At 72.5% G+C, this 17,023-nt stretch carries 14 protein-coding genes; 6 read left to right on the top strand and 8 right to left on the bottom strand.

Annotated features, from left to right (window positions below; translation table 11 throughout):
- Positions 1 to 42 precede the first annotated feature (42 nt).
- The gene (locus ABZ464_RS16505; protein WP_359276892.1) at positions 43 to 819 is read left to right on the top strand and encodes an SAM-dependent methyltransferase; all 777 of its coding nucleotides are present in this window, start codon (positions 43 to 45) and stop codon (positions 817 to 819) included.
- A gap of 265 nt (positions 820 to 1,084) precedes the next feature.
- Here ABZ464_RS16505 and ABZ464_RS16500 read toward each other — a convergent pair whose 3' ends face one another.
- The 6 genes from ABZ464_RS16500 to ABZ464_RS16475 form a co-directional block, all read right to left on the bottom strand.
- Positions 1,085 to 1,978, bottom strand: coding sequence for a TauD/TfdA family dioxygenase (locus tag ABZ464_RS16500; RefSeq protein ID WP_359276889.1), 894 nt, complete (start codon positions 1,976 to 1,978; stop codon positions 1,085 to 1,087).
- A 12-nt stretch (positions 1,979 to 1,990) separates the two neighbouring features.
- Positions 1,991 to 3,331 (bottom strand): LLM class flavin-dependent oxidoreductase, encoded by a 1,341-nt coding sequence (locus tag ABZ464_RS16495; protein ID WP_359276887.1) that lies wholly within the window; start codon positions 3,329 to 3,331, stop codon positions 1,991 to 1,993.
- Positions 3,328 to 4,062, bottom strand: a complete 735-nt coding sequence (locus ABZ464_RS16490) for an ABC transporter ATP-binding protein (RefSeq protein WP_359276885.1) — start codon at positions 4,060 to 4,062, stop codon at positions 3,328 to 3,330. The genes ABZ464_RS16495 and ABZ464_RS16490 overlap by 4 nt, the downstream gene beginning before the upstream one ends.
- Positions 4,038 to 4,880, bottom strand: coding sequence for an ABC transporter permease (locus ABZ464_RS16485; RefSeq protein WP_359276882.1), 843 nt, complete (start codon positions 4,878 to 4,880; stop codon positions 4,038 to 4,040). The genes ABZ464_RS16490 and ABZ464_RS16485 overlap by 25 nt, the downstream gene beginning before the upstream one ends.
- Before the next feature lie 5 nt (positions 4,881 to 4,885).
- Entirely contained in the window at positions 4,886 to 5,941 is a 1,056-nt protein-coding gene (locus ABZ464_RS16480) for an ABC transporter substrate-binding protein (RefSeq protein WP_359276879.1), read from the bottom strand.
- A gap of 205 nt (positions 5,942 to 6,146) precedes the next feature.
- Entirely contained in the window at positions 6,147 to 7,355 is a 1,209-nt protein-coding gene (locus ABZ464_RS16475) for an ROK family transcriptional regulator (RefSeq protein WP_359276876.1), read from the bottom strand.
- A gap of 423 nt (positions 7,356 to 7,778) precedes the next feature.
- Here ABZ464_RS16475 and ABZ464_RS16470 point away from each other — a divergent pair, with 423 nt between their 5' ends.
- Positions 7,779 to 8,354: a biotin transporter BioY gene (locus tag ABZ464_RS16470; protein ID WP_359276873.1), complete on the top strand. Its 576-nt coding sequence runs from the start codon at positions 7,779 to 7,781 to the stop codon at positions 8,352 to 8,354.
- A gap of 428 nt (positions 8,355 to 8,782) precedes the next feature.
- Here ABZ464_RS16470 and ABZ464_RS16465 read toward each other — a convergent pair whose 3' ends face one another.
- Positions 8,783 to 9,481, bottom strand: coding sequence for an LPXTG cell wall anchor domain-containing protein (locus tag ABZ464_RS16465; protein ID WP_359276871.1), 699 nt, complete (start codon positions 9,479 to 9,481; stop codon positions 8,783 to 8,785).
- Positions 9,482 to 9,702: 221 nt separating this feature from the next.
- Between ABZ464_RS16465 and ABZ464_RS16460 the strand changes: the two genes are divergently transcribed.
- The 3 genes from ABZ464_RS16460 (at position 9,703) to ABZ464_RS16450 (ending at position 14,131) form a co-directional block, all read left to right on the top strand.
- Positions 9,703 to 12,711 carry a protein kinase gene (locus tag ABZ464_RS16460; RefSeq protein WP_359276868.1) on the top strand — a complete coding sequence of 1,003 codons (3,009 nt, stop codon included), beginning with the start codon at positions 9,703 to 9,705 and terminating at the stop codon, positions 12,709 to 12,711.
- 53 nt (positions 12,712 to 12,764) lie between these two features.
- A complete protein-coding gene (locus tag ABZ464_RS16455) occupies positions 12,765 to 13,253 on the top strand; it encodes a ribose-5-phosphate isomerase (protein WP_359276866.1) in 489 nt (162 codons plus the stop codon).
- Between the two features lie 68 nt (positions 13,254 to 13,321).
- The gene (locus ABZ464_RS16450; RefSeq protein ID WP_359276863.1) at positions 13,322 to 14,131 is read left to right on the top strand and encodes a DNA-formamidopyrimidine glycosylase family protein; all 810 of its coding nucleotides are present in this window, start codon (positions 13,322 to 13,324) and stop codon (positions 14,129 to 14,131) included.
- Between the two features lie 13 nt (positions 14,132 to 14,144).
- Here ABZ464_RS16450 and ABZ464_RS16445 read toward each other — a convergent pair whose 3' ends face one another.
- A complete protein-coding gene (locus ABZ464_RS16445) occupies positions 14,145 to 15,356 on the bottom strand; it encodes a GNAT family N-acetyltransferase (RefSeq protein WP_359277402.1) in 1,212 nt (403 codons plus the stop codon).
- 247 nt (positions 15,357 to 15,603) lie between these two features.
- On the opposite strand from ABZ464_RS16445, the gene ABZ464_RS16440 reads away from it, so the two are divergent.
- Entirely contained in the window at positions 15,604 to 16,797 is a 1,194-nt protein-coding gene (locus ABZ464_RS16440; RefSeq protein ID WP_359276860.1) for a PP2C family protein-serine/threonine phosphatase, read from the top strand.
- The last annotated feature ends 226 nt before the right edge of the window (positions 16,798 to 17,023 follow it).

Genomic DNA, 17,023 nt, shown 5'->3' with positions numbered 1-17,023 from the left:
ATCACCCCCGCGAGCACCCCTCGCGGGGGCACCATGGGCTCCATGACGGAGATCGACACCTCGGTACCCCACTCGGCCCGCATCTGGAACTACTGGCTGGGCGGCAAGGACAACTACCCGGTGGACGAGGCGGCGGGTGACGCCTACACCGCCGTCTTCCCCGGCATCGTCACCATCGCGCGCAGCAGCCGCGCCTTCCTCGGCCGCTCCATCACCCATCTGGTGGAGGAGGCGGGCATCCGCCAGTTCCTCGACGTCGGCACCGGACTGCCCACCGTCGACAACACCCACGAGGTCGCCCAGCGCCTCGCCCCCGAGTCGAAGATCGTCTACGTCGACAACGACCCCCTGGTCCTCGCCCACGCCCGCGCCCTGCTCACCTCCAGCCCCGAGGGCGCGACCTCCTACGAGGACCTCAGCCTCTACGAGCCCGAGCGCATCCTGGAGGCGGCCGCGCGGACCCTCGACCTCTCCCGGCCGACGGCCCTGATCCTCAGCGGCATCCTCGGCCACGTCGACGGCTACGACCGCGCCCGCGACCTCGTCCGCGCCTTCCTGGACGGCCTCCCCTCCGGCAGCTACCTCTCCCTCAACGAGGGCTCCCGGGGCACCGACCCCGTCTACGAGCAGGCCCAGGACGCCTACAACGAGACCGGCGCGGTCCCCTACTTCCTGCGCCCGATCGACCAGATCGAGGGCTACTTCGAGGGCCTGGACCTGGTCGACCCGGGCGTCGTCTCCGTCCCCCTGTGGCGCCCCGCCCCGGGCGCCGGCACCACCCCGATCGGCCAGCACGGCGGCCTGGGCCGCAAGCCCTGACCCAGGTCACCGCATGCCGGACGGCCGTGGCGCCAAGGGGGTGTCCGCAAAGTCCCTCCCCCAGAGGGGGTACCCCCAGCCCTGCGACGCCCGGCACGCCCTCTCGCCGCACCGGGCGAACACCCGAGTACGACCAGTACGCGGGTGTCCGCCCGGCACGCCGAGAGCACGCTCCCCCACGCTCGGCTTCGCTCGCGCGGGAGGGGCCCCCACGACGCCGCAGCGCCCGCCCTTCGGGCGGACGACGCGACTTTGCGGACACCCCCTACGCCGCCACGGCCGTGTAGTGCGCGGCGCTCCCCTCGATCGAGTGGCTCTCCTTGCCGTCGACGCCCACCGGCACGTCCCCCGCGGCCGTCACCCGGTGCAGCCGGCGTGGCGCGCCGTCGTAGTTGTCGACGGCGTAGTGCTGGGTGATCCGGTTGTCGAAGACGACCAGCTGGTTCTCGGACCAGCGGTGGCGCAGGACGTTCTCCGGCCGGGTCACATACGACTGGAGCAGATCGAGGATCTTGCGGGACTCACCGGCCGACAGGCCCACGATCCGCTGGGCGAACCCGCCGATGAACAGCCCGCGCTCGCCGGTCAGCGGGTGGACGCGGACCACCGGGTGGACCGTGCGGTACTTGATGGAGGTGAACTGGGCGCGGGCGGCGGCCTGCGCCTCGTCGAGGGCCTCGTCCGGCACGGCGTAGTCGTAGTCGTTGGTGTGCTCCGCCCACAGGGTGTCGGCCAGCCGCCGCAGCGGCTCGGGCAGATCGCTGTAGGCGGCCGCGGAGCTGGCGATCAGCGTCTCGCCGCCGTACGGCGGGACGGTCAGGCTGCGCAGAGTGGTGGCCTGGGGCGGGTTGAGGACGAAGGTCACGTCGGTGTGCCAGTGGTTGGCGGCCCGGCCGCGCCCGCTGTCGACGGGCAGGACGTTCGGGGCGCCGTCGACCGAGGCCACCGTCGGGTGCGCGGTGGTGACCTCGCCGAAGTGCCGGACGAAGTCCTGGTGGGACTCGTCGTCGAGGTTCACCTCGTCGAAGACCAGCGCCTTGTGGACGTTGAGCGCCTCACGCAGTGCGGTGTAGGTCTCCTCGTCGAGCGGCTTGGAGATGTCCACGCCGAAGACATGGGCGCCGATGTTCGCGGTGACCTTGCGGATGTCGAGCGTCATGGTGGTGTCCTCTCAGACCAGGGCGGGTGTCTTGACGTACTGGTTGGCGGGGCGCGGCAGGCCGTAGCGCTCCCGCAGGGTCTGGCGGGGGCCGTATTCCGTGCGGAGCAGGCCGCGGGCGCGCAGCAGGGGGACGACGTGGTCGACGAAGGCGGACAGGCCGGAGGGCAGCACGGCGGGCATGATGTTGAAGCCGTCGGCGGCGCCCTGCGTGAACCAGGTCTCGATCTTGTCGGCGACCTGCTCGGGCGTCCCCGTGAACGTGAGGTGCCCGCGCCCGCCGCCCAGCCGCCCGATCAGCTGCCGCACGGTCAGCCGCTCCCGGCGGGCCAGCTCCACGACCAGCGTGTAGCGGCTCTTGGCGCCCTCGACGGCGTCCTCGGAGGGCAGCTCGGCCGGCAGCTCGGCGTCCAACTCCAATGAATCCAGGGGGAGTTGCAGCAGCCGTTCCAGATTGGCCACCCCGTGCCGGTGCACGATGTGGTCCTCCAGCACCTGCTCGTTCGCCCGCGCCTCGGCCTCCGTCGAACCGAGCACCGGCACGATGCCCGGCAGCACCTTGATGTGCCCGGGGTCCCGGCCGACCGCCGCCGTGCGCGCCTTGAGGTCGGCGTAGAAGTCCTGCGCGTCGGCGAGCGTCTGCTGCGCGGTGAACACCGCCTCCGCATACCGGGCCGCGAACGCCTTGCCGTCCTCGCTCGATCCCGCCTGCACCAGCAGCGGGTAACCCTGCGGGCTGCGCGGGACGTTGAGGGCGCCCTCGACGCTGAAGTACGTCCCCCGGTGCCGGGGCGGATGAATCTTGGCGTCGTCGCCCCACACCCCGGACGTCTTGTCGGCGAGGACCGTGTCGTCCTCCCAGCTGTCCCAGAGCTTCAGCGCCACGTCCAGGAACTCGGCGGCCCGCGCGTACCGCTCCGCGTGCGCCGGCTCCGCGTCCAGGCCGAAGTTGCGGGCGGCCTCCGCGCCGGCCGTGGTGACGATGTTCCAGCCGGCCCGGCCGCCGCTGATGATGTCCAGCGAGGCGAACTTGCGGGCCAGGTTGTAGGGGGAGTTGTAGGACGTGGAGGCGGTGGCGATCAGCCCGATGTGCCGGGTCGCCGTGGCCAGCGCGGTGAGCAGCGTCAGCGGCTCCAGCGCCCCGGCCGGGCGCTGCGCGACACTGCTCCACAGCTGCGGCCCGTCCGCCAGGAAGAGGGAGTCGAAGGTGCCGCGTTCGGCGGTCCGCGCGAGCTCGACGTAGTGGTCCAGCTCCACATGGGCGTGCGGATCGCTCTCCGGGAGCCGCCAGGAGGCCTCGTGGTGGCCGGTGTTCATCAGGAACGCGTTCAGGTGCAGCTTTCTCGTACTCACTGGTGGTCCTCCGTGACGCCCAGCGCGGCCAGCAGCCGCTCGCGGTACTCGCCCAGCAGCGGATCGCGGTACGAGCGCGGATGGGGTCGGTCGATGGTCAGGTCGAGGCCGATACGGCCGTGGTCGAGGACGAGGACCCGGTCGGCGAGCACGATCGCCTCGTCCACGTCATGGGTGACGAGCAGCACGGAGGGCCGGTGGCGCTCCCACAGCTCGCGCAGCAGGCTGTGCATCCTGATCCGGGTGAGCGCGTCCAGCGCCCCGAACGGCTCGTCGGCCAGCAGGAGTTCGGGCTCCCGGACCAGCGAGCGGGCCAGCGCCGCCCGCTGCGCCTCCCCGCCGGACAGCTCGTTCGGCCAGGCCCGCTCCCGGCCGGCCAGCCCGACCTCGGCGAGCGCCTCGCGCCCCTGCCGCTCGGCCTGCTTGCCGTCGAGTCCGAGGAGTACGTTGTCCAGCACCCGGCGCCAGGGCAGCAGCCGGGAGTCCTGGAAGACGACCGACACCCGCTCGGGCGCCGTCAGCTCCCCGTCCCCCGCGACCTCGTGGTCCAGGCCCGCGACCGCCCTGAGCAGGGTGGACTTGCCGGAGCCGCTGTGTCCGAGGAGGGCGACGAACTGTCCGGCGGGGAGGTCCAGGTCGATGCCGTCGAGGACGGTACGCCCGTCGAAGGACCGGGTCAGGCCCCGCAGCCGTACGGCGGGACGGGTCAGTTGCTCAGTGTGCGGCGCCACGACAGCACCCTCCGTTCGATGAGACGGACCGCGCTGTCGGAGACCAGGCCGAAGACGCCGTAGATCAGCAGACCGACGAGGATGACGTCCGACTGGCCGTAGTTCTGGGCCTGGAACATCATGTAGCCGAGGCCGCTGGTGGCGTTGATCTGCTCCAGGACCACGAGTCCGAGCCAGGATCCGGTGACGCCGAGCCGGAGTCCCACGAAGAATCCGGGCAGTGCGCCGGGGATCACGATCTGCCGGACGAACCGGAGCCTCGACAGGCCCTGCACCTCGGCGAGTTCGACGAACCGGTGGTCGATGCCGGACAGCGCGGCATGCGTGTTCAGATAGATCGGGATGTAGACGACGATCGCGATGATCGCGATCTTGAAGGTCTCGCCGATGCCCAGCCACAGGATGAACAGCGGGATCAGACCGAGCACCGGGATCGCCCGGTTGAGCTGCACGGTCCCGTCGATCAGCGCCTCCCCGGTTCGGCTGAGCCCGGACGCGAGCGCCAGCACCACCCCGGCGGTCAGCCCGATCGCGAAGCCGTACGCGGCGCGTTCGAGGGAGGTGAGGACATCGGTGGGCAGGGTCCCGTCGGTCCACAGCCGGACGCCGGTCCCGAGGACCGTCCAGGGCGCCGGGATGGCGCCGGGGTCGAGCCGGCCCGCGGCGGAGGCGGCGGCCCACAGGGCGAGCAGGAGGAGGGGCCCGGCGAGCCGGGCGGCGGGCAGGCGCCTGCCGGGGGCGAGACCGCGGCGCCGTCGGCGCGGCTGCTCGGCGGCCACGGCGACGGGGGCGGCCGTGCCCAGGGTGGTGGTCGTCATGGCGGTCAGCTCCGGTACTCGGCGGGTACGGACTTCGCGGCGATGCCCTCGAAGCGGTGGTCGAAGAGGGAGGCGACGTCGAACTTCTTCACGAAGCCGCCCTCGGCGAGCAGATCGGCGGTCTCCTGCTCCCAGGCGATCGCCTCGTCCCAGCTCGGCGGGAACAGCGGCTTGTTGGCGAGGTCGGAGATCGCCTTCGCCTGGGCGGAGGTCAGGTTCTGCGTCTTGACGTAGAACTCCTCGTTCCAGAGGTCGGGGTTCTCGTACTGCCACACCTGGCCCTGGGCCCACTGCGGGATGTACGCGGCGATCGCCGCCGCCTTCGCCCGGTCGTTCAGCACCGACACCGGCGCCCACAGCAGGTTCAGCAGATCGACCACGTCGGTGGTGATCGAGCGGGCGCCCTTGGAGCCGTACTGCTGGAGGTAGGCGGGCGCCTGGCTGTTGGCGAGCGGCGCGATGTCGACCTGGCCGGACTGCAGGGCGGTCAGGAACTGGTTGCTGGTCAGCGGGACCAGCGTGACGTCGTCGTACGACAGCCCGGCCTTCTTCAGCGCCCGCAGCAGTACGACCCCCTGCGCCTGGCCCTGCGAGAACGCCAGCTTCTTCCCCTTGAAGTCCTCGACGGTGCGAATGTCGCTGCCGGGCTTGGTGGCGAAGAGATAATTCGGCTTCCGGGTGATGTCGATCGCGACGATCTTCGCGTCATAACCCTGGTAATGCGCCTGGATCGGCGGGATGCCCGCGTTGTTCGCGAGGTCCAGGGATTTCGCCCGGAAGGCGTTGATGACATCGGGGCCGGCGCCGATGTTCACCCAGCTCGACACCGTGAACGGCAGATCGGGCAGTTTCGCCAGCTTGAACTGCAGCTGCTGCACGTTCAGATACGAGGCGATCTTCAGGCTGGTGCCGGCGGGCACCTTCGCGGCGAGCGGGGCCGTGGCGGCGCCCTTGCTCGTGGCGGCGGCGCTGCTCTCGGCGCAGCCGCTGAGCCCGGCGACACCGGCGGCGGCACCGAGCAGCGAGGTGAGGAACAGACGGCGGTCAAGGGACGAAGGCATGGGAGAACCCCTCAGGGGAAAGCGGTGAAAAAGGGCATGCGGAATTCCGGGCACGACGTGCTCGTCAAGGGGAACTCACGCGAAGAAAGACAGGAAGAAGGGCGCGCTCCCGGCGCACCGGGGCGTCAGCAACAGAGAGTGCGACAGCTCATGGAATCATCGTCCGTTCCTCGTGCGATGCCTGTCAACATTCGGAGTTTCTGAATTAATCGAGTTCCGGCGACACGGTGAACGGATCCCGGTAGAGGACGTCGAGCGCCACCGCGCCGCCCGCCACGGCGAGCACGGAGTCCCGGAAACTGGTGGGCGCCACGCACCCCGCCCGCTCCGCCCCCACCTCCGCCCGCAACGCGGCGAGGCAGTCCTCCCGGAACAGCACACCCACCTCGGTGACGACCACCCGCTCCGGGTTGAGGACGTCCAGCAGCAGTCCCGCCGCCCGTCCCGTCATCCGGGCCCGCTCCCGCAGCAGCCGGACCGCCACCGGGTTCCCCGCGTCCGCGGCGGCGAGCACCGCCATCGGGTTCACCCCGTCCGTCACCCCCGCCTCCCGGGCCCGCCGGCACAGCGTCCGCTCGCTCAGCTCGACCTGGAGGCAGCCGGTCCGGCCGCAGGAGCACGGCTCGATGCCCCCGGCCAGCGGCAGATGCGCGACGGCCCCCGCCTGGGAACGGGGGCCGTGGTGCACCTCGTCATGGGTGGCGAACGCCGCGTCGACCACGTTCCCCACGAACAGATGCAGCACACTGCGGCTGCCGCGCGCCCGCCCGAACAGCCGCTCCGCGTTCACCAACGCCCGTGCGTGCCCGTCCACATGGACCGGCAGCCCGGTGTGCGCGGCGAGCAGCTCCCGCACCGGTACCTCGCGCCAGCCGAGCAGCGGATGCTCGACGACGGTCCCCGAGTCCCGGTCCACCCAGCCGCCGACGGCCACCCCGACCCCCAGCGGCCGGCTGTCCGCCGTCTCCGCCGACAGCGCCGCCAGCCCCTCGGCGGCCCGCGCCAGCACCTCGTGGGGATCGGTGCCGCGGTGCCTCAACTCGCGGCGCGCCAGCACCCGTCCCCGCAGATCGAGCAGCGCCACCGTGGTGTACGGCACGGCCACATGCACCCCGCCGACCACGAACCGCGAGTCGTCCAGGTCGACGGGGACGTGCGGCCGGCCGGCCCCGTTGTTGCGGCGGGGCACGGCCGACTCCCGGATGAGGCCGAGGGCCGTGAGCCGGGTGCAGTGGTCGGTGACTGCGGCGGGGGAGAGCCCGGTCAGCCGGGCGATGGTGGAGCGGGCGACCGGTCCGTGCTCCAGCACGGACCGCAGGATCACACTGGCGCTGGTGCGCCGCCGGTCGCTGTCGGCGACCCGGGTGACGGGGGACGTGCGGTGGTGGGCGGGGGGTGCCGCGGTACGGGGCATGGGGGACCGTCCTCGGAACGGGGGGCCGACATGTCTCGGAGGCCGAGGCGGGTCGGGGCCCGCCTCAGACCGGGCGGCGACAGGTGGCCGTGCCCTGGCGGCGCAGGTCGACATAGCGACGCGACGTGAGGTTCAGGGCCTGGGCAACCATGGCTGGAAGAGTAGGGCAGGAAAGGGGAATCCGACCAGAGCACTAGGATTCCTTTGGCGAGAGTTCACAATCCGCTCACCAGGCACCCGGTGAGCGAAACCTCGCCACCTCAGTGATCGTTGTCACGCCCGAACCGGTGTAGCGGACACCCTTTGTGTGAACCCCATCAAGCTCCCGTCACCCTCTTTGTCGACCGCTGACGGTGGGTGGCTGAAGGCCCCTGGGATAGCGTCACGGTGTCCCCGACCTCCCCTCCTCCCCGCGGAGTCCCCATGAGCACCGCCGCCGCCAGCGCCAGCCCCGGACAGGTCCTCGCCGACCTGCTGCCCGCGTCCCGCGTCCGTGACGTCGCGCTCGTGCTCGGCGGAGCCGCGCTCACCGGCCTCGCCGCCCAGATCTCGGTGCCCGTGCCCGGCTCCCCGGTCCCGGTGACCGGCCAGACCTTCGCCGCGCTCCTCGTCGGCACCTCCCTCGGCGCCCGCCGCGGGGTCTCCGCGCTCGTGCTGTACGCGCTGGCCGGCCTCGCCGGTGTGCCGTGGTTCGCGGGCGGCGCCTCCGGGCTCTCCGTCTCCTTCGGCTACATCCTCGGCATGATCCTCGCGTCCGCCGCCGTGGGCGCGCTGGCCCGCCGGGGCGCGGACCGCACCGTGTGGCGCACCGCGGGCGCGATGCTGATCGGCGAGGCGATCATCTACGCCGTCGGCGTCCCCTACCTCGCCTACGCGGCCGACATCCCCTTCTCCACCGCGGTCTCCGTCGGCCTCACCCCGTTCCTGATCGGCGACGCCGTCAAGGCGCTGCTGGCGATGGGCCTGCTGCCGACGGCCTGGAAGTTCGCCGACCGCTGACGAGGCCCATGACCGAAAGAGGTTCGCCGGGCCACACCACGACGTGATCCCGGCGAGCCTCTTCCGGGTCTCCGGGTCTCCGGGGCTCCGGGTCTCCGGGGCTCTGCGTCTGCGGGTCTCCGGGGCTCCGGGGCTCCGGGGCGAACAGCCCGCCGGCCCGGTCACCGGCGCCGAAGGCGGGGTCGAGGAGTGCGCGCGCCTGCTCCACGCACCGCGTGCGGCGCGGGCCGGGACAACGCCCCGCCCAGCTGATCGACCTGGACCCCGCACATGCCACCGGCGTCCGGCCCGACGAGCCCCAGCCGGTCGGGCCCGGTCTCCAGCGCGGCGACGACCCCGAGCCCGGTGGCGGTGCCGCAGCCGAGCGGAGCCCCGGACAAGTCGGGGTCGGGGTCGGGGTCGGTGTCGGGGCCGTCGCGGATGACGCGTCAGTCTTGCGGACGTCGCCGGGCCCACCACAAACCTGCCGTGCCCGCCACGAGCAGGGAGACCCCGGTCGCGCCGAGCGGCAGCAGGTCCCGGCCGACGCCCGTCTTCGGGAGTTCGTCGCCGCCGGGCGCCGCGGGCGCGTTGTCCGTGCCGAGCAGCAGCGGGGTGGCGGGGGCGTTCGGGGACGGGTTCGTCGTGCCGAACGGCACCGGGCCCTGCTGCCAGTACGTCTTCTTCCCGTCGTCGCTCTGCACGGGCAGACAGATCTTTCCGGTCTTGTCGAGAGCGAAGGTGGCGTCGACGGCGTACGATTTCGAGCCGCCCGCCGCGAGATTGTCGATGGGGCAGGTGAAACCGCTGTTGGAGCCGTCCGGGAGATCCTTCTCGGCGATGACGGTGCACCCTGGAACATTTTTCACCGTGAGACCGTCGAATCCGACGATCCACATCCTGATCTTTCCGCTGTCCTTGGTCCCCTCATTCTTCACCGTGGCGGTGAGCGCCGTTTCCTGCGAGCTGTTGTCCACCGAGATCCGCTCGGGCAGCAGCGTGGTCAGCCGCACGCCCGCCGGAGCCTCGTCGACGGCCTTTCCCCCCTTGTCGCTGTCCGCGCCGGCCGGGGCGGCGAAGATCATCACCGTCGCGAAAGATGCGGCGGTCAGTGAGCCGACGATGGTCGCCGAACGGCGAGAACTCATGTTCGTCCCCCTTGGCTGCGTCTGAATTCGCAGTACTTGAAGAGGTACCACAAGATTTCTCCGCACTATGCAGGTACGCCGCGAAGTGTGACCATTGTGTTGGCGGCACGGGGAATAGGAGGGGGTGCAGGGAATTGCCGGGAAATGGGGGGAGTCCGGGAAATCCGGGAGCGTGGGGAAATCCGGGGGGCGCGGGGAACGGCGGTGTTCCGGGTCTGTTGGTGACGGGGCGCTATCGGCTGGTCGAGAGTATCGGCCAGGGGGGAATGGGACGGGTGTGGCGGGCCACCGACGACGTCCTCGACCGGCAGGTCGCCGTGAAGGAGATGCGTATCGACGGCCTCGACCCGGAGGACAGCCGCACCCGCCGGGAGCGCACCCTGCGCGAGGCGCGGGCCACCGCCCGTATCGACCACCCCAACGTGGTGCGCGTCTACGACGTCGTCGACGAGGGCGAACGTCTGTGGATCGTCATGGAGCTGGTGGCCGGGCGCTCGCTGGAGCGGGTGATGGCCGAGGACGGGCCGCTGGGGCCGCGTGAGACGGCCCGGATCGGGCTGGGGCTGGTGGAGGCGCTGCGACAGGTGCACGCGGGGGGTGTCCTGCACCGGGACATCAAGCCGGGGAACGTGCTGGTGGAGCGGGGCGGGCGGGTCGTCCTCACCGACTTCGGCATCGCGGCGATCCAGGACGCCGAGGCGCTGACCATGGTCGGCATGCTGGTCGGCTCCCCCGACTACATGGCGCCGGAGCGGATCTCGGGCCGCCGACAGGGACCGCCGTCGGACGTCTGGTCCCTCGGCGCGACCCTCTGCGCGGCGCTGGCCGGCCACTCCCCGTTCTCCCGCGACACCACGCTGGCGACCCTGCACGCCGTCCTCTACGAGGAACCCCGGCTCCCGGCGACCGCGGGCCCCCTGACCGACATCCTGCGCGCCCTCCTCCAGAAAACCCCGGAGGCCCGCCCCTCCCTACCCACCCTGGAAGACACCCTCCGCCCCCTGGCCCACCCACCCGAACCCCCAACCCGCCCACTCCACACCCCAACCCGACCGGACATACCCCTGGAGGACCTCGACGCCTCCGACACGGAGGGCGTCCCCGGCGAGCGACAGGGGCTGCCAGAGGCTCCGGGTGGCTCGGCCGAGCGGCCGGGGGTGTTCGGGGAGGCGCCGGGGGGCTTCGCCGAAGGGGCTGGGGCGTCGGCGGGTGCGGGTGGCTTCGCGGAGGGGCCGGGGGTGTTTGGGGAGGGTCCGGGGGGCTTCGCCGAGGGGGCTGGGGCGTCGGCGGGTGCGGGTGGCTTCGCGGAGGGGCCGGGGGTGTTTGAGGAGGCGCCGGGGGGCTTCGCCGAGCGGCCGCGGGTGCTTCCGGAGAGGACGGGTGGCTTTGGCGAGCAGGCTGAGGCGCCGGTGGAGGGCGCGGGTGGCTTGGCCGAGCCGCCGGGGGTGTTTCGGGAGGGGCCAGGTGGTTTCGCCGAGCGGCCGCGGGTGCGTCCGGAGGCACCGGGCGGCTTCGCCGAGCAGGCTGGGGCGTCGGTGGAGGGTGCGGGGCCGCTGGTCGAGGGGGCCGGCGCGCCGGCCGAGGGCGCGGGGGTGCCGGTCGAGCGGCCGGGCGGCTCCGCTGAACACGACGGCGCCTCCGCCCAGCGGGCCGGGACCTCAGGCGGGCGGGCTGGTGCCCCTACCGAGCGGGCCGGCACCCCCGGTGAGTGGGCTGGTGGCTCCGCCCAGCGGGCCGGTGCCTCTGACGAGTGGGCTGGTGCTCTCGGCGAGCAGGCTGGTGGCTCCGCCCAGCGGGCCGGGACCTCAGGCGGGCGGGCTGGTGCCCCTACCGAGCGGGCTGGTGCTCCCGGTGAGTGGACTGGTGCCTCCACCGAGCGGCCTGGGGCCCCTGGTGAGTGGGCTGGTGGCCCCGCCGAGTGGGCCGGTGCCTCCGCCGAGCGGCCTGGGGCCCCCGGTGAGTGGGCTGGTGGCCCTGCCCAGCGGGCTGGTGCCTCCGCCGAGTGGGCCGGTGCCTCCGCCGAGCGGGCCGGCGCCCCCGGTGAGTGGGCCGGTGGCCTCGCCCAGCAGGCCGGTGCCTCCACCGAGCGGCCCGGGGCCCCCGGTGAGTGGGCTGGTGTCCCCGCCCAGCGGGCTGGTGCCTCCGCCGAGTGGGCTGGTGCCTCCGCCGAGCGGGCCGGCGCCCCCGGTGAGTGGGCCGGTGGCCTCGCCCAGCAGGCCGGTGCCTCCACCGAGCGGCCTGGGGCCCCCGGTGAGTGGGCTGGTGGCCCTGTCCAGCGGGCTGGTGGCCCCGCCGAGTGGGCCGGTGCCTCCGCCGAGTGGGCCGGCACCCCCGGTGAGCGGGCCGGTGGCCCCGCCCAGTCGGCGGGGGCCTCCGGTGAGCAGGGCGGGGCTTCTGGCCGGCGGGCCGGTGTCCCCGTTCAGTCGGGCGGTGTTGGTTCCCGGCAGTCCCGTGGCTTCTTTGGTTTGACGCGGGGCGAGGCCGAGAGGGCGTCTCCTTCCGCGGCCGCGGCCCCGGCCCCGTCCCCGGGAGGTGAGCTGCCCGGGCCCGTTGTTGTGTCTCGGCGTGGGGTTCGGGGGAGGGGGCGGGGGGTGGTCGGTGCCGGGGTCGGGGTCGTCGCGGTCGTCGTCACCGTCGTACTGGTGCTGGCGCCCTGGTCGGACGGGGGCGGGGAACAGGCGGGGGGTGGGGGTTCGCCGAGGTCGTCCTTGTCCCCTTCTCCCCATCCGTCGCTCAGCTCCACCTCGACGGCGTCCGCCGGCGGCAGCCCCGCGGCCACCGTCGAGGGGACGTACCGGCCGCCGAGTCCGCCGCCGGGCGCGCACCAGGAGGCCGGGGGGTTCGCCTGGGCGACCCCCAAGGGCTGGCGGCGGGACGTGAAGACGGGCGCGGAGGTGCACTACACCTCCCCCGACGGCACCCAGGAACTCGCCGCCAAGTCCTCCCTCGCCCGCGGCGACCTGATGGACAGTTGGCGGACCTCCGAGCAGAACGCCCAGCAGGGCCGCGACTACCGCAAGATCCGCCTGGAGCGGACGACGTACAAGGGCCGCCCGGCGGTCGTATGGGAGTACACGTTCACCCTCCAGGGCGCCCGCTGGCACGCCCGTCTGCTCGGCTTCGACCAGGCGGGGAAGTCGTACCAGATCAACACCTGGTACCGGCCGGCGGTGGAGACTCAGGCCCTGAAGACGTACGACGAGGTGAAGGAGAGCTTCACGGTGCTGTGACTTGCGCCGGGCCGAGCGCCACCCCCCGGGGACCCGCATGACACACTCGTCCCATGCGCGTGTATCTCGGCTCGGACCATGCCGGCTTCGAACTCAAGAACCACCTCGTCGAATGGCTCAGGGCGGCGGGCCACGACCCGGTCGACTGCGGCCCCCACATCTACGACGCCCAGGACGACTACCCGCCGTTCTGCCTCCGCGCCGCGGAGCGGACCGCCGCCGACAAGGACGCCCTCGGCATCGTGATCGGCGGCTCCGGCAACGGTGAGCAGATCGCCGCGAACAAGGTGAAGGGCGTCCGTGCGGCCCTCGCCTGGAGCGAGGAGACCGCGTCCCTCGGCCGCCAGCACAACGACGCCAACGTCGTCGCCGTCGGCGCCCGGATGCACACGACGGACGAGGCCACCAAGTTCGTCGAGACCTTCCTCGCCACCCCGTTCTCGGGCGACGAGCGCCACATCCGCCGCATCGACATGCTCGCCGACTACGAGACGACCGGCGACCTCCCGGCCATCCCGGCCCACCACCCGCGGCAGGACTGAGACCGGCAGGCGGCGGAGGCGGGGGCCCGACGGCCCCCTCTCTCCCACCGAGGAAGGACACGGCGACCGTGCCAGAGGGGCACACCATCCACCGGCTGGCGCTGGACTACGGCGACCGCTTCCGCGGCACGGCACCCCGGGTGACCAGCCCCCAGGGCAAGTTCTCCGACGCCGCCGCCCTCCTGGACGGCACCGAACTCACCGCCACCGAAGCCCACGGCAAGCACCTCTTCCTCGGCTTCCGCGACGACGAGTGGATCCACATCCACCTCGGCCTCTTCGGCAAGGTCTCCTTCGGCCCCGCCCCCGCACCCCCGCCCACCGACACCGTCCGCCTCCGCCTCACGAACACCACCGCGTACGTCGACCTGCGCGGCCCCACGACCTGCGCCCTCGTCCCGGACGCCGAGAAACAGGCCATACACGCCCGCCTCGGCCCCGACCCCCTGCGCACCGACGCCGACCCCGCCCGGGCCTACGCCCGCGTCTCCCGCAGCCGTACGACGATCGCCGCCCTCCTCATGGACCAGAAGGTCATCGCCGGCGTCGGCAACGTCTACCGCGCCGAGGTCCTCTTCCGGCACCACATCGACCCGTACCGCCCGGGCCGGGACATCACCCCCGCCGAGTGGGACGCGATCTGGGCCGATCTCGTCGCCCTCATGCGCGAGGGCGTCCGCAACAACCGCATCGACACCGTCCGCCCCGAGCACACCCCCGAGGCGATGGGCCGCCCGCCGCGCGTCGACGACCACGGCGGCGAGGTGTACGTCTACCGTCGCACCCACCAGCCCTGCCACCTCTGCGGCGACGGAATCCGCACCGCCGACCTCGCGGCCCGCAACCTCTTCTGGTGCCCGACCTGCCAGAAGAACTGACGCCCGGCGGCGCTCAGAAGCCGTGCGGCAGCCAGGGCGCCACCGCCGACCCGAACCCCACGGCGGCCGCCGCCAGCGCCCCCTCCCGCAGCTCGCGCACCCGCCCGGCCGCCCCGAGCGCGGCCAGGCCCACCCCGCCCAGATACGCCGCCCCCAGCTCCCGTACCGACACGGCGAGGTCGGCCGGGTCCGTCGTACGCGCGCACACCGCGCCCTTCGGATCGCCCGACAGCCGCCAACGCCCCGTGTTCCACGGGCAGAAGGCGTCCTCGACCTCCAGCACCACGTCCATCGGCGCCTGGTACGTCCGCGCCTGAAGCGCCGCGCCCACGTCCACCAGCCGTACGTACAACTGGTCCCGCACCCGCAGCTCGCACCGGCGGACGTCGGACACCTGGTACTGCCACGCCTCGTCCAGCGGCCGCCCCCGCACCTTCAGCGACGACGTCAGGTCGATCCCGAACAGGAACCGCCACAGCGCCGCCTCGGACACCGGATCCAGCCCCGCGAGGTCCTGGAGCAGCACCTGCCCGTTGTGCCCGCTGTCCGTGTACTGCGGCCGCACCCGGAAGCGGGCGAAACCGGTCACCCGCCCCTCCCGCTCCGCGAGCACGCATTGCAAAGGCGACGCCCCGTCCCGCTCGGCCTCCGCCTCCAGCACCCCCAACCCCTCCCAGCCGGGCCGCCGGTCCAGCAGCCCCGGCCGCCCGGACACCGTGCGGGCGTACACCGCCTCGCAGGCGTCCAGCGCGGCGCGCGGATCGGCGTACCGCAGCCGTACGTCGTCCGTACCGGCCGGTACGGACAGTCGCACCCGGCCGGTGTCGATCTCGGCGTGCAGACCGAAGGTCGCCGCCGCGTAGCCGAACCGGCCGTAGATCACCGGCTCCGAGGCCGTCAGGACGGCGAGCGGCTCGCCCCACGCCCGGATGTCGTCCAACTGCCGCCGCATCATGGCGGTCAGCAGCCCGCGCCGCCGGTGCGTGGCGCTCACCGAGACCATCGTCACGCCCGCCGCCGGCACCGAGGCCCCGCCCGGCACGGTCAGCCGGAAGTCGAACGCCCCCGCCGTACCGACCAGCTCCTCGCCGTCCCAGGCGCCGACCGACCGGGCGCAGGGGGTGAGCCGACGCCACAGCTCCCGCTCCTCGGCCGGCTCCGCGACCCCGCCGAAGGCGCGCAGCAGCACGTCGTACCAGCCGTCCCAGTCCTCGGGCCGCAGCACGCGCAGCTCGACCCCCGGGACCGTGGAAGCGCCAGAAGAGGTCGCGCGGCCTGTGGACCCTGTCGTCGTCGCCCCAGTCGTCATGCATCCATGCCTAGCAGCCCAATGCGGGACGAGCCAGGGAATTTCTCCCTCCGTGCCACGTGAGCGCTTTCCATGAAGTTCACTGTGAAGTTGAACCTCGGACGGGGGACAAGTGGGACCTCCCGTGCCAAGCGGTGGGTTGGATGGATAGGGTCCCGAACTAATGGCAGAAGGACGACAGCGGCGCGCGGAAGCCGAGACGTTGGCGGCCCGGTTGAGGCACTTGATGCACCGGGTCCGCACCGGCGTGCGCAGAAGCGCCGTCGACTACTTCCGCGGCGACGGTTCGGACTGGATCGCGCTGGCCTTCCTGCTGCTCACCGTCCCCCTGATCGCGATCACCACCCTCGCCAACTCGGTGTGGTGCTCACCGGCCGCGCTGGTCCTGCCGATCGTCGCCGGCGGACTGCTGCTGCGCCCGTCCAGCCTGCTCGGCCTGTACGCGGCGGCGGCCACCGCGCTGATCGTCGAGTCCGTCCAGCTCGGCCCGTACACCCAGGGCCCGTCCCGGGTCACCCCGGGCGTGGTCCTGGTCGTGGCCGCATGCGGTTTCTTCGGCCTGCTCATCGCCCAGTTCCGCAGCCGGGTCGGCGTGCCCTGGCGGCGCGGCGGCACCATGCTCTTCGACCTGCGCGAACGCATCCGGGTCCAGAGCAAGCTGCCGAAGCTGCCGCACGGCTGGCACCGCGAGATGGCCCTGCGCCCGGCCGGCGGCCAGTCCTTCTCCGGTGACTTCGTCGTCGCCGCCCGCACCAACGGCGGCCGCACCATGGAGGTCGTCCTGACGGACGTCTCCGGCAAGGGCATGGACGCGGGTTCCCGCGCCCTGCTCCTGTCGGGCGCCTTCGGCGGCCTGCTCGGCTCCCTGCCCCCGCACGCCTTCCTCCCGGCCGCCAACGGCTATCTGCTCCGCCAGGACTGGGACGAGGGCTTCGCCACCTCCATCCACCTCGTCCTCGACCTCGACTCCGGCGACTACGAGCTCTACTCGGCCGGACACCCGCCGGGCCTCCAGCTCAGCGCCGGCAGCGGCCGCTGGGAGGAGAAGGCCGCCGAAGGACCGCTGCTGGGCGTCTACGAGGGCGCCCAGTTCGACCCCGTGAAGGGCTCCCTGCGCCCCGGAGACGTCCTCATGCTCTTCACCGACGGCCTGGTGGAGACCTCCGACCGCGACATCGTCGAGGGCATCGACCGCCTCACCGGCGAGGCCGACCGCTATGTCGCCGGCGGCTTCCAGGGCGCCGCGTGGCACCTCATCGAGGCGGTCGCGAAGGACGTCAACGACGACCGGGCCCTGCTGCTGGTGTGCCGCGAGGGCCCGACGACGACGGCACCGGCGGCGCATCCGGTCCCCTGAACGTCCGTTTGTGCCACCCCTGTAACTACTGCGGCTTCGCGATTGCACCGGCAACCGAGGACTTGCTACAGATGGAGGTGCGTACGGTCACGGACGTGACAGACAGACCTCACCGGGGGAGGCGGTTTCGACATGAAGTTCGACATGGGTGCGCAGACGTTGTCGACGTTGCAGCGTGATTCGCGTGGGTCGAGTGATGATCTGGGTTCGTTGATCAAGCAGTTGG

Source organism: Streptomyces sp. NPDC005820 (assembly GCF_040630255.1).
Taxonomy (GTDB): domain Bacteria; phylum Actinomycetota; class Actinomycetes; order Streptomycetales; family Streptomycetaceae; genus Streptomyces.
Note: the sequence above shows the minus strand (reverse complement) of the source record. Positions and strands in the feature narration are given on the sequence as shown.

Bases quoted from the DNA above. Each gene is read 5' to 3' on its own strand.
- ABZ464_RS16500 (WP_359276889.1), bottom strand. From the start codon at position 1,978: ATGACGCTCGACATCCGCAAGGTCACCGCGAACATCGGCGCCCATGTC.
- ABZ464_RS16485 (WP_359276882.1), bottom strand. From the start codon at position 4,880: ATGACGACCACCACCCTGGGCACGGCCGCCCCCGTCGCCGTGGCCGCC.
- ABZ464_RS16470 (WP_359276873.1), top strand. From the start codon at position 7,779: ATGAGCACCGCCGCCGCCAGCGCCAGCCCCGGACAGGTCCTCGCCGAC.
- ABZ464_RS16505 (WP_359276892.1), top strand. From the start codon at position 43: ATGACGGAGATCGACACCTCGGTACCCCACTCGGCCCGCATCTGGAAC.
- ABZ464_RS16440 (WP_359276860.1), top strand. From the start codon at position 15,604: ATGGCAGAAGGACGACAGCGGCGCGCGGAAGCCGAGACGTTGGCGGCC.
- ABZ464_RS16465 (WP_359276871.1), bottom strand. From the start codon at position 9,481: ATGAGTTCTCGCCGTTCGGCGACCATCGTCGGCTCACTGACCGCCGCA.
- ABZ464_RS16475 (WP_359276876.1), bottom strand. From the start codon at position 7,355: ATGCCCCGTACCGCGGCACCCCCCGCCCACCACCGCACGTCCCCCGTC.
- ABZ464_RS16480 (WP_359276879.1), bottom strand. From the start codon at position 5,941: ATGCCTTCGTCCCTTGACCGCCGTCTGTTCCTCACCTCGCTGCTCGGT.
- ABZ464_RS16455 (WP_359276866.1), top strand. From the start codon at position 12,765: ATGCGCGTGTATCTCGGCTCGGACCATGCCGGCTTCGAACTCAAGAAC.